The sequence below is a fragment of the Martinezella dioscoreae genome, from assembly GCF_009176305.1.
In the GTDB taxonomy this organism is placed as follows: domain Bacteria; phylum Pseudomonadota; class Alphaproteobacteria; order Rhizobiales; family Rhizobiaceae; genus Rhizobium; species Rhizobium dioscoreae.
On record NZ_BLAJ01000001.1, the window covers coordinates 84,952 to 98,197 of the forward strand.

Here is a 13,246-nt window from a genome sequence, read left to right on the forward strand (position 1 = left end):
GATGGAAAACCTCTGATCTCAAAGAGACCAGAGGCGCTTGGCATTGAGGTGATAGAGCCGGCTGCGTTCGTCGGTGCTTACGCCTTGCATTAGCGCGTGAGTGGCTGCGATCCAGGCGGAAAGACTGCCGCCGAGCGTACAGACTGGCCAGTCGCTGCCCCAGATGACGCGGTCCCAGCCGAAGCTTGCGATGCAATGTTCGATGAAGGGACGCAGCGTTTCCGGCGTCCAGCTGTCTGGATCGGCATAGGCGACGACGCCGGAAATCTTAACGGTGACATTCGGGCGCTTCGCCGTTTCCGTGATCCCCGCCGCCCAGCTTTCGCTGAAGCCATCCTTCACCGCCGGTACGCCGCAATGGTCGAGGATGAAGCGGATATTGGGATTGAGGTCGATGAGCGCGAGCGCCTTGGACATCTGATGCGGTAGGACACAGAGGTCGAAGGTGAGCCGCGTGCCGCCGAGCCGCTTGAGGTTCTCGCGGAAGAGGGCGCCCTCGGAGACGTCATCTGGCACGACATGCAGTACACGGCGGAAACCTTTGACGAAGGGATCGGCAAGTACGCGTTCGAGATAGGCGGGGAAGTTCGTGCTCTCAGGACGGCAGGCGGCGATGGCACCCCTGAGGAGGCTGCCGGGCTCACGGCTCAGGCCTTTGACGTAATCCGTTTCCCGCTCGATATCATCCTCGGCGACGTCGACCTCCATGTGAAGCGTATCGGCGATCCCAAGCCGCTTGGCCTCGCGCGCATAGTCTTCATAGAGGCTGTCGCGATTGAGCGCGCCGGCGCCGGCCAGCCAGGGATAGGCGAGACGTTTCCGGTCGACGATGTGCAGATGGCTGTCGAAAAGCATGGCGTTCCTCCCATACCTGCTTGCTCAACATATACTCACAGAAGAATAGTTTATTCAAATAAAAATTATAACTCGGCCTTGTCCACTGTGCCGGCCACGGTTTCGGAGATTTGCTTGGCGGCTTCCCGGACATATTCGACCACCTGCTCGCGCGTAGGCGCCTTCGGGTTCACTGGCTCGATATAGGGGCAGGTGAGGGCAGCAAGCGCGTTGCCGTCCATCGCCAGCACGGGCGCGGAAATATTGTGTACGCCGCTCGTCTGCAGGCTGCTCATGGTTTCGAAGCCCTTTTCACGAATTGCTGCAAGCTTTTCCTCGAGATCGGCAGGCGGCTCCTCCGGATCCTGTTCCTGGCGTCTCTGCTCGTTGATCATCATTTGGCGCTGCTTTGCATCCCGGAATGCCAGAAGAATATGGCCGGAGCCGGTATTATAGAGATTGATCTGCGCACCGACGCGGATGGAGATGCCCCAATAGGTCGGCGAATCCTGCTGCGCGATGACGACGACGGAGCCGCGATCATAGATCGCCAGATGGCAGGCCTGCTCGGCACGGTTGGAGAATTCGCGCATCAGCGGTGTGGCGAAGGAGACGAGGCGGCGCACCGGCGCATGATAATGCGCAAGGCCGAAGAGCTTCAGCGTCAGATAGAAACGATCGCCATCCTGCCGCTGCACATAGCCGCGCCGTACGAGACGATCGAGCATGCGGTAGAATTCGTTGGGGCTCTTGTTGAGCGCCTTGGCAATCTCGGCCTGCGTCAAGCCGCCGTCGATCGTCGCCAGCAACTCCAAAATGTCGAGCCCCTTGTCCAGCGCCGGTGCGCGGTAGCGATCACTGTCGTCTTCTATGCTCATCAACAAGTCCCCCATGCGAAGAAACATGAATCATCATTCATATATGAATGAAGGCATTTTACAAGCGCGCGATCGCGGCTTGACGGCCAATGAATAAGATGTTTACTTATAAATCATTGATCCATATTTGGGTCGAGAGGGCAATCGGGCAAGGGGTCCGATTTTAAGGGAGGAAGTTCGATGAGGAATTGGAAGGCCGGTCTTGCTGCCGGCACGATGGCATTGCTTGCCGGCACAGCGGTCTTCGCCGCCGATCTGCCGGGCAAATTTCCGGGCGTGACGATCGACGCCAAACTCATCGGCGGTCAGCAATACGAGCCGCTTTACGCGCGCATCGCCGAGTGGGAGAAGGAGACGGGCGCCAAGGTCAACATTCTCTCGAAGAAGAACCACTTCGAACTCGACAAGGAAATCAAATCGGACATGGCCTCGGGCAGCATCTCCTGGTGCGTCGGCTCGAACCACTCGTCCTTCGCGCCGCAGTATCCCGATCTCTACACCGACCTCGGCAAGCTGCTGCCGAAGGAAGAAATTAGCCAGTTCGTCGATTCGACCATCCAGGCCTCGACCATCGACGGCCGCCTGATCATGCTGCCGCGTGCGCAGTTTGACGTTTCGGCGCTCTACTATCAGAAGAGCCTCTATAACGATGAGGCCAAGAAGACGGCGTTCAAGGCGAAGTATGGCTACGATCTGGCGCCCCCGAAGACGTGGAAGGAAGTCTCCGATCAGGCGATCTTCTTCTCCAACCCGCCGAACTTCTTCGGCACGCAATTCCCCGGCAAGGAAGAGGCGATCAATGGCCGCTTCTATGAAATGCTGGTCGCCGAAGGCGGCGAATATCTCGATAAGGACGGCAAGCCTGCCTTCAACTCCGAAGCCGGGGTGCGCGCGCTCGACTGGTTCGTCAACATGTACAAGGCCAAGGCCGTTCCGGCCGGCACGACCAACTATCTCTGGGACGACCTCGGTGCCGGCTTTGCCTCTGGTTCGATCGCTCTCGATCTCGACTGGCCGGGCTGGGCGACCTACTTCAATGATCCGAAGTCTTCGAAGATCGCCGGCAATGTCGGTGTCGTCGTGCAGCCTGCCGGTTCCTCCGGCAAGCACACCGGCTGGTCCGGCCATCATGGCTTCTCGGTAACCGAAGCCTGCGCCCACAAGGATGCAGCCGCTTCGCTCGTCTGGTTCCTGACGAACGACGACTCGCAGAAGCTCGAAGCCGCCAACGGCACGCTGCCGACCCGCAAGGCCGTATGGGACTGGGATATCCAGCAGGCTGCATCCGACCCTTACAAGAAGGAAGTGCTGAGCACCTTCCAGGAAGCCATGAAGTATGCCTTCCCGGTTCCGCGCACGCCGCAATGGATCGAGATTTCCAACGTCGTCTATCCTGAGCTTCAGGCCGCGATCCTTGGCGACAAGAGTTCGAAGGAGGCGCTTGATGCCGCTGCGCAGAAGGCAACCGATGTTCTGAAGGACGCTGGCGCCCTCTAAGCGGTGCACTCGAAATCCCGCGCGTCTCGGGCGTGCGGGATTTCCGCAAAACTGAGTTCGAGAATGGTTTTCGATCGGTGCCGCAAGGGGCCGGTCTACCCTGCCGGTTTGCTGCCGGCTTCTCGGTCCCAAGCAATCCATTCCACGCAGTCCGGGCCACGCTGCCGAGGAATGCCGACAGGTGCAAACCATGCTTAAAAGAATATCTCCACCGGTCCTGCTTCTTCTTCCGGCGATCATCGTCCTCGTGGCTGTGGTTCTGTTTCCGCTGCTTCTGTCCTTCTATTCCAGCTTCACGCCCTTTCGCCTGACGCGGCCGGCGACGCTTTTCACCTTCATCGGTCTGCGCAACTACATGCGCATCCTGTCGGATCCGGTGTTCCTGGCCGCCTTCGTGCGCACCGTCGTGCTTTTGACGATCGCGCTCAATCTGGAAATGCTGCTTGGTCTCGGATTGGCTTTGCTGGTCAACAAGGCGACCTACGGCAAGCGCGTGCTGCGCACGCTGATGATGTTTCCGATGATGTTCTCGCCCGTTCTCGTCGGCTTCCAGTTCAAATTCATGTTCAACGACAATGTCGGCATCATCAACAATGCCTTGCAATCCCTGGGTATTACCGAGACGGCTATTCCCTGGCTGATCGATGGCAATCTGGCGCTGTTTTCCATCGTCATTGCCGAAGTCTGGTCGTCGACGTCGGTCTTCGCGATCCTTATCCTCGCAGGCCTGCTCGCCATGCCACAAGAGCCGGTAGAAGCCGCAAAAGTGGACGGCTGTACCAGCTGGCAGACCTTCCGCTACGTCACCTGGCCATTCCTGATGCCGTTCGCCTTCATCGCCATGACGATCCGTTCGCTCGACGTCGCCCGTGCCTATGACATCGTTAAGATCATGACCGATGGCGGCCCGGCGCGGCGCACGGAGCTGATCTGGACGCTGGTCGGACGCACGGCCTATGCCGACGCACAGATGGGGCTTGCCAATGCCATGGCCTATGTCTCGATCATTCTTTCTATCGTCTTCACCGTCTATTTCTTCCGCAAGCTGGCGCTTGCCCGCACCCAGATCGGAGCGGAGTGGTAATCATGGATCGCAACGCTCAACAACGCCTGCAGCGCCGCCTCTGGAAGATCGCCTATCTCATCGGCCTCTTTCTCGCGATGCTTATCATCTGCCTGCCCGGTTTCTGGATCGTCATCAGCTCGCTACGGCCGACCGTGGAAATCATGGCGAAGCCGCCGGTCTGGATACCGCAGGAGCTGTCGCTGGAAGCCTATCGCGCCATGTTCAGCGGCGTCGGGCAGGGCGGCATTCCCGTCTGGGATTATTTCCGCAATTCGCTCATCATCTCCGTCACCTCGACCGCCATTGCGCTCGTCATCGGCATGTCCGGCGGCTATGCCTTCGCTCGCTTTCGTTTCGCAGGCAAGTCAGCCGTGTTCCTCGGGCTGATGCTGACGCGTTCCGTGCCCGGCGTGGCGCTATCGCTGCCGCTCTTCATGGTCTATGCGCGGCTCGGCATCATCGATACGCATTTCGGCCTGATCCTCACCTATGTCGCGCTGAATGTGCCGTTCACGATCTGGCTGATCGACGGCTTTTTCCGGCAGGTGCCGAAGGATCTCGCCGAGGCCGCGCAGATCGACGGCTGCACGCGCTGGCAGGCGTTCTGGCAGGTGGAATTTCCACTCGCCGGCCCCGGCATCGCATCGGCCGGCATCTTCGCCTTCCTCACCTGCTGGAATGAATATGCTCTCGCCTCGCAGCTGACGCGTTCCGTCGATTCCAAGACGCTGCCGGTCGGTCTCCTCGACTACACGGCCGAGTTCACCATCGACTGGCGTGGCATGTGCGCATTGGCGGTCGTGATGATCATTCCGGCTCTCGCTCTCACTTTCATCATTCAGAAGCATCTGGTGTCGGGTCTGACATTCGGTGCGGTCAAAGGTTGATCTCCATGGCTCAGGTTTCCCTCAAAAAACTCGTCAAGCGCTACGGCGCGCTGGAAATCGTCCACGGGATCGATCTCGACATCGCGGACAAGGAGTTCATCGCGCTTGTCGGCCCGTCCGGCTGCGGCAAGTCGACGACGCTGCGCATGATCGCCGGCTTGGAGGATGTGTCCGACGGCACGATCGAGATCGGCGATACGGTCGTCAACGACCTGCCGCCGCGCGATCGCAACATCTCCATGGTGTTCCAGTCCTATGCGCTCTATCCGCATATGACCGTGCGCGAGAACATGGGTTTCTCGCTGAAGATCGCCAAGCAGCCGCAGGCCGAGATCGACCGCCGCGTCAACGAGGCCGCTGCTATTTTGAGCCTTGAAGCGCTGATGGATCGCCGCCCGGCGCAGCTTTCCGGTGGCCAGCGTCAGCGCGTCGCCATGGGCCGCGCCATCGTGCGCCAGCCGGAGGTCTTCCTCTTCGACGAGCCGCTATCGAACCTTGATGCCAAGCTGCGCACGCAGATGCGCACCGAGATCAAGAAACTGCATGCCAAGGTGCAGTCGACGGTGGTCTACGTGACGCACGATCAGGTCGAGGCCATGACGCTGGCGGACCGCATCGTCATTATGCGCGACGGCCACATCGAACAAGTCGGCACGCCGGACGAGGTGTTCAAGCGGCCCGCCACCCGCTTCGTTGCCGGCTTCATCGGCTCACCACCGATGAATATCGAAGAGGCGACGCTGAAGGCAGGCGAACTCATCTTCAAGAACGGTGATCGTCTGCCGCTGCCGAACCAGTTTGCCGGCAAGGTCAGGGAAGGAGAAAAGGTCGCCTTCGGTCTTAGGCCTGACGATATCTTCCCGACTGGCCACGGCCTGCATTCGGGCGCGGAATCTGCCGTCTACGAGCTGACCCTACCGGTCGCCATCACCGAACCGCTCGGCAATGAAACACTCGTCTTTGTCGAATTCGCCGGGCGCGAATGGGTGACGCGCATGCTCAATCCGCGCGCGCTGAAGAGTGGCGAGCGGCTGAAGATGAGCTTCGATCTCAGCCAAGCGCATCTCTTCTCCGCCGAAACCGGCAAGAGCCTGGCAAACTGAGGAATAGCTCCCATGGCACGTATCGAGAAAATTGAACTGCGCATGGTCGATCTGCCGCCGAAGGTGAAGCGGACGGATGCGATCCAGAGCTTCGTCAGCCAGGAAACGCCGATCGTTACCATCACCGACAGCGATGGGGCAGCCGGCACCGGTTACAGCTATACGATCGGCACCGGCGGCTCGTCCGTCATGCGGCTGCTGTCCGACCATCTGGTGCCGCTCTTGATCGGTGAGGATGCCGATTGCATCGAGGCGATCTGGCACAGACTGGAATTCGCCACGCATGCTACGACGATCGGTCCCATCACGGCGCTGGCGCTTGCGGCCATCGACACGGCGCTTTGGGATCTGCGAGCCAAGAAGCAGAAGCTGCCACTCTGGAAGCTTGCCGGTGGCGCCAAGGATCGGTGCCCGCTCTACACGACGGAAGGTGGCTGGCTGCATATCGAGAAGGAAGCTTTGGTCGAAGACGCCCTGCAGGCGAAGGCCAAGGGCTTTTCCGGCTCGAAGGTGAAGATCGGCAAGCCGCATGGCTCCGAGGATTACGACCGGCTGGCCGCGATGCGTCTGGCACTCGGCTCCGGCTTCGAAATCATGACCGACTGCAATCAGGGCTTCACCGTCGATGAGGCGATCCGCCGGGCAGCACGCCTCAAGGAGCTGGACCTTGCCTGGATCGAGGAGCCGCTGCCGGCCGACGATCTCGATGGCCATATCCGGCTGACGCGATCGACGCCGACGCCGATCGCGGTCGGCGAATCCATGTATTCGATCCGGCATTTTCGCGAATATATGCAGAAGGGCGCCTGCTCGATCGTGCAGGTGGATGTCGCCCGCATCGGCGGCATCACGCCCTGGTTGAAGGTGGCGCATGCCGCCGAAGCTTTCGACATTCCCGTCTGCCCGCATTTCCTGATGGAGCTGCATGTCAGCCTCACCTGCGCCGTGCCGAATGGCAAATATGTCGAATACATCCCGCAGCTCGACGATCTCACCACCAAGGGTATGGACATCGTCGATGGCAAGGCGGTGGCCCCATCAGAGCCCGGCATCGGCATTGCCTGGGACTGGGATGCCGTGAAGGCGCGCTCGATCGGCGAATTCACCCGGGAAATTCACGGCTGAGGAGGAGCTAACCATGCAGCGGATGGGAATGGTGATCGGCCTGGAGCCGGCCAATGTGGCGGAATACAAGGCGCTTCACGCGGCCGTCTGGCCCGAGATCCTGGCGCTGATCTCCGAATGCAACATCACCAACTATTCGATCTTCCTGAAAGAGCCGGAAAACCTGCTCTTCGGCTATTGGGAATATGTCGGCACGGATTTCAAGGCCGATATGTCGAAGATGGCTGCCAGCCCGAAGAACCAAGAGTGGTGGTCTTTCTGCATACCCTGCCAGAAGCCCTTCGAGACCCGCAAAGAGGGCGAGTGGTGGGCCATGATGGAGGAGGTGTTTCATCATGACTGACGTCCAATCAGGGCCCCTTATTCCGCCAGCGGGGAGATTGTGGAATGGATACCCCCCTCTGTCAGCTTCGCTGACATCTCCCCCACAAGGCAGGGGTATCGCATATGAGCGGAGATCGCCGCCGTCCCCCTTCTCCCCAGCGGGGAGAAGGTGCCGCCAGGCGGATGAGGGGGTGCCCGCCAAGACCACCAAAATCCATGAATTCAAATCGATAACCCCCTCATCCGACCCTTCGGGCCACCTTCTCCCCAAGGGGAGAAGGAGTTTATGGTGCTCATCCGCCTCCATATGCGATAGCCCTGCCCCACAAGGGGGGAGATTGGTAAATCGCGGCTATCTCTGGCAAGCAACAGACATTGAATCTGCTGACATGACAGCTATTCGTTTCCCGAGGTGCTGCGAAACGCTTCAAGCGATCTCCCCCCTTGTGGGGGAGATGTCACGAAGTGACAGAGGGGGGTGTGTAGCTTCCACAACTTCCGAAGCCAATGTTCCTGGCTCCTTTTTCCGGGCAAAAGGTCAACCGACCTTGGTTTCAGGGAGGATGAGATGAACTTCGATCCCAAATCCCTGCGCCAATGGTGGCCGATGCCGTCGCATCCGCGTCCGATCGTGATTTTCGGTGCCGGCAGCATCGTCGGTGACGCGCATCTGCCTGCCTATAAACAAGGCGGCTTTCCGGTCGCGGGCCTCTACGATCCAAACACCGAGAAGGCGGTGGCACTGGCTGCTCGATGGGGCATTCGAGTTTTCGCCTCCGAGGCAGAAGCCCTTGCCGTCGATGGCGCGATCTTCGATCTGGCGACGCCGCCGGCAGCGCATGCGACGATCCTTTCGAAGTTGCCGTGCGGTTCCTTCGCGCTGATCCAGAAACCGATGGGCAGCGATCTTGTCGGCGCCTCCGAAATTCTGTGGGTCTGCCGCGAGAGGGATATCAAGGCGGCCGTCAACTTCCAGCTTCGCTTCGCGCCGATGATGCTGGCGCTCTACGATGCCGTGAACAAAGGGTATCTCGGCGAGGTCGTCGATTTCGATGCGTGGCTGGCGCTTGCAACACCCTGGGGCCTCTGGCCGTTCCTGAAAGGCTTGCCACGCATCGAGATAGCCATGCATTCGATCCACTATTTCGATTTCATTCGCGGGCTGCTCGGTAATCCTCAAGGGATCCACGCCAAGACCATCGGCCATCCCAACCATGATGTCGCCCAGACGCGGACGGCTGCGATTCTCGATTATGGCGACAAGGTTCGCTGCGTGCTCTCGGTCAATCACGACCATGATTTCGGCCGCAGGTTCCAGGCTTGTGAGTTTCGCATCGCCGGCACCAAGGGGGCGGCCTATGTCAAGCTCGGTGTCAATCTCGACTATCCCAGCGGGGAGCCGGACGAACTTTGGATCCGACCTGAGGGCGGCAGCGATTGGGTCGAGGTCAAGCTGGAGGGCGCCTGGTTCCCGGATGCCTTTGTCAATCGCATGGCCAACCTGCAGCGTTTTGCATCCGGCGAGGATCAGGAGCTGATCGGTTCCGTCGAGGATGCCTGGCAGACCATGGCTCTCGTCGAGGCCGCTTATCAATCGAGCGCCGCGCCGGCGACGCCGATTGCCGAACTTCCAAAGGCTTGAGCAATGGCAGAACAAACCCCCTATTTCGAAGATTATGAAGTCGGCCACGTCAGGGTGACCACGGGACGGACGATCACCGAGACGGATTTTGTTGTCCATGCTGGCCATACCGGCGATTTCTTCCCACATCACATGGATGCGGAATTCGCCAAGACCTTGCCCGGCGGCCAGCGCATCGCGCATGGCACGATGATCTTTGCGATCGGCGTCGGACTGACGGCCTCGCTCATCAACCCTGTCGCCTTTTCCTATGGTTACGATCGGCTCCGCTTCGTCCGACCGGTGCATATTGGCGATACGATCCGCACCCGCGTCACCATTTCGGCGAAGGAGGATGATCCGAAACGGCCGGCTTCCGGTCGTGTGGTCGAGCGTTGCGAAGTGCTGAACCAGCGCGACGAAGTCGTGCTTGCCGCCGATCATATCCTGGTCGTCGAGCGCAAGCCGAGCGCGGGGAAGGCATGATGGTAAAACTTAAGGGAATGACCTGGTCGCATCCGCGCGGCTACGATCCGATGATCGCCTGCTCGAAGGTGTGGCGGGAAAAGACCGGTGTCGAGATCAGCTGGGAAAAGCGCTCGCTGCAGGATTTCGAGACTTTTCCGGTGGAGGAGCTTGCCGCGCAATACGATCTCATCGTCGTCGATCATCCGCATGTCGGGCAGATCACGCGCGAGAACTGCCTGCTGCCGCTCGATGATGCAGGCTGTGCAGAGGAAATTGCCGCGATCGCCGCCGGCACCGTTGGGCGCTCCTATCCGAGCTACAACTGGCAGGGCCGGCAATGGGCCTTTCCGCTCGATGCGGCAACACAGGTGCAGGCCTATCGGCCCGACCGGCTGAGCGCGCCGGTCAAGAATCTCGCCGAATTCGTGACGCTCGCCAAGGAAGGCAAAGCGATCCTGCCGATGCGGCCGCCGCATTCGCTGATGACTTTCATCACGCTGGCTGCCCACCTCGGCACGCCCTGCAACATCGAAGGGCCGGATTTCATTGCCAAGGCCGATGGCGAAGCGGTGCTCGACTGGATCGCGCAGCTCGTTTCGGGCATGGATTCCAGCTGCTACGAAATGGATCCGATCGCGGTGCTCGACCTGATGGGCCAGCCTGACGGCCCCTATGTGGCGTCGCCGTTCATCTATGGCTACGTGAACTATTCCTTTGCCGGATTCAGGCGGGCGCGGATCGCTTTTGCAGATATGCCCGTGATCGATGGACGCGCGCCGAATGGCTCGGCACTCGGCGGCACTGGCATTGCGGTGTCGGCACGCACGCAAGCGCCTGAAGAGGCGAAGGCCTTTGCGCGCTGGATTGCGAGCGGGCCGGTGCAGGCGGGTGTTTATGCGAGTGGCAATGGTCAACCGGGCCATGCCGACGGCTGGATCAGCGATGCGGTCAATGCGCCGGCGCTCGATTTTTACCGCAACACGCGTGCGACGCTGGAAGGCGCCTATGTGCGGCCGCGGCATGATGGCTACATGGCATTTCAAAGCGATGCATCCGAGATGATTAGCAATGGACTGCGAAGCGGCGAGCGGCATACAGTCCTCGTCGACAAGCTGAATCATCGCTTCGCGCAGTCTTTCGAAGCGTAGTGAGGTTGCGCCAACTGATTGTTATTGCATGATCTTATCCGAGTTTCGGCTATGCAGCCAGCGGCATGGGTGGGGTCATGGTTCCCGAAGAAAGGATCAGGATTATGGGTCACGGGTTGGAAGGCAAGAAGGTCGTCATCACGGCGGCGGGGCAGGGCATTGGCCGGGCGTCGGCAGAGCGCTTCATCTCGCTTGGCGCACACGTCTACGCCACTGATATCAACGAGCAGACGCTCTCGACGCTTGATGGCGCGACCAAACATGTGTTGAACGTGCTCGATAGCGCCGCCGTCAAGGCCTACGCGGAAGAACTTGGCCCGATCGACGTGCTCTTCAATTGCGCCGGTTTCGTCCATGCTGGCACGATCCTGGACTGCGAGGAAAAGGATTGGGATTTCTCCTTCAACCTCAATGCCAAGGCGATGTACACCACCTGCCGGGCCTTCCTGCCGGGCATGCTGGAAAAGGGCAAGGGGTCGATCGTCAACATGTCCTCCGTTGCTTCCAGTGTGAAGGGCGTGCCGAACCGTTTCGCCTATTGCGCCTCCAAGGCTGCCGTGATCGGCCTGACCAAATCGATCGCCGCCGATTTCGTTGCCAAGGGCATTCGCGCCAATGCCATTTGCCCCGGTACGGTCGACAGCCCTTCGCTGCATGAGAGGCTCAGAGCAACCGGGGACTACGAGAAGGCAATGAAGGATTTTATCGCCCGCCAGCCGATGGGCCGGATCGCGACTGCCGAAGAGATCGCCGCACTAGTGACCTATCTCGCCGGCGACGAGGCGGGCTTCACGACAGGCCAGATCCACGTCATCGACGGCGGCTGGACGGGCTGAGGCTGCATTTTGAAGGTCGGAGGCCCCGTATTGCGAGGCTTCCTTTTATTTGCCACTCTCGTCGGCGAATCGTTGTTTTGAAAGACGATTTACGATCGGGAGAGCGGCATGGATGCGCAGGGACATTTGCATCATTCCAGATGGCGTGTGCTGTGGCGCAAGCATCATGTCATCCTGATTGCGGTTCTTGCCGGCATCGCCGTCTTTCTGCTTCTGACATCCCGCGAGTTCAATGCCAGCAATCTGCTGATCGCTTGGGATACGACCGCAATCGTCTATATCGTTTACAGCCTGTACAGGATGCTGACGGCCGACCCGCAGCGCATACGCAAGCGCTCGGCCGATCTCGATTTCTCGGATGGATTCCTGCTGTTCCTGTCGATTGCGGCAGCGCTCGCCAGCATCGGCGGCATTGCGCTGGATCTGCTTGGCGTCAAGGACGCCTCACCCGAAATCGCCTTCTACCGCGTGATGATGGCGATCGTGACGATCCTGATATCCTGGACCTTCCTGCATACGCTGTTCACCATCCACTATGCGCACCGGTTCTACAGCAGTCCGGGCAAGGGGCAGGGGCTGAAATTCGCCGAGCCTTTGGAGGAGCCGATATATTGGGACTTCCTCTATTTCTCCTTCACGATCGGGGTTGCGGCTCAGACCGCCGATATCGGTATTTCCACCGTTTCGATGCGTAAGCTCGCGCTTCTGCACGCGATCCTGTCGTTTCTGTTCAATACGACGATCCTGGCGCTCGCCATAAATGTCGGGGCGAGCCTGATCTAGGCCCGCCCCGATGCGCCGATGATTGCTGCCGTCAAACAACGGCATTGCCGGCCATGACGGCCAGGATCAGGAATATCAGGAAGATGATCAGGAAGATGGCGAAGAGAACGCGCGCAATGGTTGCGGTTGCCGCGGACACGCCGGAAAAACCGAAAAAGCCGCTGATCAAAGAAATCACAAAGAAAATGAGAGCCCATTTCAGCATTTAGCAATCTCCTCTGCGTTGTACTTCTTAAAGACGCGGGAGGAGGGTGAATTGTTCCGAAGGCGTTTTGGGGTAATGAGTATTGTTGCCTTCGACGGATGCTGTCGAGTCTGCTGAGGGTGCATACCCCCTCTGTCACTTTCGTGACATCTCCCCCACAAGGGCAGGGCTATCGCATATGGAGGCGGACGAGCGCCATAAGCTCCTTCTCCCCTTGGGGAGAAGGTGGCCCGAAGGGTCGGATGAGGGGGTTATCGATTTGAATTCATGGATTTTTGTGGTCTTGGCGGGCACCCCCTCATCCGCCTGGCGGCACCTTCTCCCCGCTGGGGAGAAGGGGGACAGCGGCGCTCTCCGCTCATATGCGATACCCTGCCCACAAGGGGGGAGATTGGTAACCTACGGCACCGTCACCGTAAAATAATAGACCTCGTATCCGCTGAACGATGGTGCCTCATTTTGAGGAGCTAG

The 13,246-nt window shown here is 59.6% G+C and carries 14 protein-coding genes; 11 read left to right on the forward strand and 3 right to left on the reverse strand.

Annotated features, from left to right (window positions below; translation table 11 throughout):
* Positions 1-18 precede the first annotated feature (18 nt).
* On the reverse strand, positions 19-855 hold the full coding sequence (locus tag GDN47_RS00435) for an amidohydrolase family protein (RefSeq protein WP_152092497.1): 837 nt from the start codon (positions 853-855) through the stop codon (positions 19-21).
* 65 nt (positions 856-920) lie between these two features.
* On the reverse strand, positions 921-1,712 hold the full coding sequence (locus tag GDN47_RS00440; protein ID WP_095436363.1) for an IclR family transcriptional regulator: 792 nt from the start codon (positions 1,710-1,712) through the stop codon (positions 921-923).
* A 180-nt stretch (positions 1,713-1,892) separates the two neighbouring features.
* Here GDN47_RS00440 and GDN47_RS00445 point away from each other — a divergent pair, with 180 nt between their 5' ends.
* The 11 genes from GDN47_RS00445 to GDN47_RS00495 all read left to right on the forward strand — a co-directional run bounded on the left by GDN47_RS00445 (position 1,893) and on the right by GDN47_RS00495 (position 12,570).
* Positions 1,893-3,209 carry a type 2 periplasmic-binding domain-containing protein gene (locus tag GDN47_RS00445; RefSeq protein ID WP_113354501.1) on the forward strand — a complete coding sequence of 439 codons (1,317 nt, stop codon included), beginning with the start codon at positions 1,893-1,895 and terminating at the stop codon, positions 3,207-3,209.
* A gap of 190 nt (positions 3,210-3,399) precedes the next feature.
* A complete protein-coding gene (locus GDN47_RS00450; protein WP_113354502.1) occupies positions 3,400-4,293 on the forward strand; it encodes a carbohydrate ABC transporter permease in 894 nt (297 codons plus the stop codon).
* Positions 4,294-4,295: 2 nt separating this feature from the next.
* Positions 4,296-5,162: a carbohydrate ABC transporter permease gene (locus GDN47_RS00455; RefSeq protein WP_112722600.1), complete on the forward strand. Its 867-nt coding sequence runs from the start codon at positions 4,296-4,298 to the stop codon at positions 5,160-5,162.
* A gap of 5 nt (positions 5,163-5,167) precedes the next feature.
* Positions 5,168-6,265, forward strand: coding sequence for an ABC transporter ATP-binding protein (locus tag GDN47_RS00460; RefSeq protein WP_113333827.1), 1,098 nt, complete (start codon positions 5,168-5,170; stop codon positions 6,263-6,265).
* A gap of 12 nt (positions 6,266-6,277) precedes the next feature.
* Entirely contained in the window at positions 6,278-7,390 is a 1,113-nt protein-coding gene (locus tag GDN47_RS00465; protein ID WP_113420176.1) for a mandelate racemase/muconate lactonizing enzyme family protein, read from the forward strand.
* Positions 7,391-7,403: 13 nt separating this feature from the next.
* Positions 7,404-7,733: an L-rhamnose mutarotase gene (locus GDN47_RS00470; protein ID WP_152092498.1), complete on the forward strand. Its 330-nt coding sequence runs from the start codon at positions 7,404-7,406 to the stop codon at positions 7,731-7,733.
* Positions 7,734-8,282: 549 nt separating this feature from the next.
* Positions 8,283-9,356, forward strand: coding sequence for a Gfo/Idh/MocA family protein (locus GDN47_RS00475; protein ID WP_152092499.1), 1,074 nt, complete (start codon positions 8,283-8,285; stop codon positions 9,354-9,356).
* 3 nt (positions 9,357-9,359) lie between these two features.
* Positions 9,360-9,821 carry a MaoC/PaaZ C-terminal domain-containing protein gene (locus tag GDN47_RS00480; RefSeq protein WP_145631835.1) on the forward strand — a complete coding sequence of 154 codons (462 nt, stop codon included), beginning with the start codon at positions 9,360-9,362 and terminating at the stop codon, positions 9,819-9,821.
* Positions 9,818-10,951: an extracellular solute-binding protein gene (locus GDN47_RS00485; RefSeq protein ID WP_145631837.1), complete on the forward strand. Its 1,134-nt coding sequence runs from the start codon at positions 9,818-9,820 to the stop codon at positions 10,949-10,951. The genes GDN47_RS00480 and GDN47_RS00485 overlap by 4 nt, the downstream gene beginning before the upstream one ends.
* Before the next feature lie 104 nt (positions 10,952-11,055).
* Entirely contained in the window at positions 11,056-11,787 is a 732-nt protein-coding gene (locus GDN47_RS00490; protein ID WP_113354848.1) for an SDR family oxidoreductase, read from the forward strand.
* Between the two features lie 108 nt (positions 11,788-11,895).
* A complete protein-coding gene (locus GDN47_RS00495; protein ID WP_113330574.1) occupies positions 11,896-12,570 on the forward strand; it encodes a DUF1345 domain-containing protein in 675 nt (224 codons plus the stop codon).
* 31 nt (positions 12,571-12,601) lie between these two features.
* Here the strand turns inward: GDN47_RS00495 and GDN47_RS00500 are convergent, their stop codons facing one another.
* Positions 12,602-12,775 carry a DUF1328 domain-containing protein gene (locus GDN47_RS00500; RefSeq protein ID WP_069615987.1) on the reverse strand — a complete coding sequence of 58 codons (174 nt, stop codon included), beginning with the start codon at positions 12,773-12,775 and terminating at the stop codon, positions 12,602-12,604.
* Between the last annotated feature and the right edge of the window lie 471 nt (positions 12,776-13,246).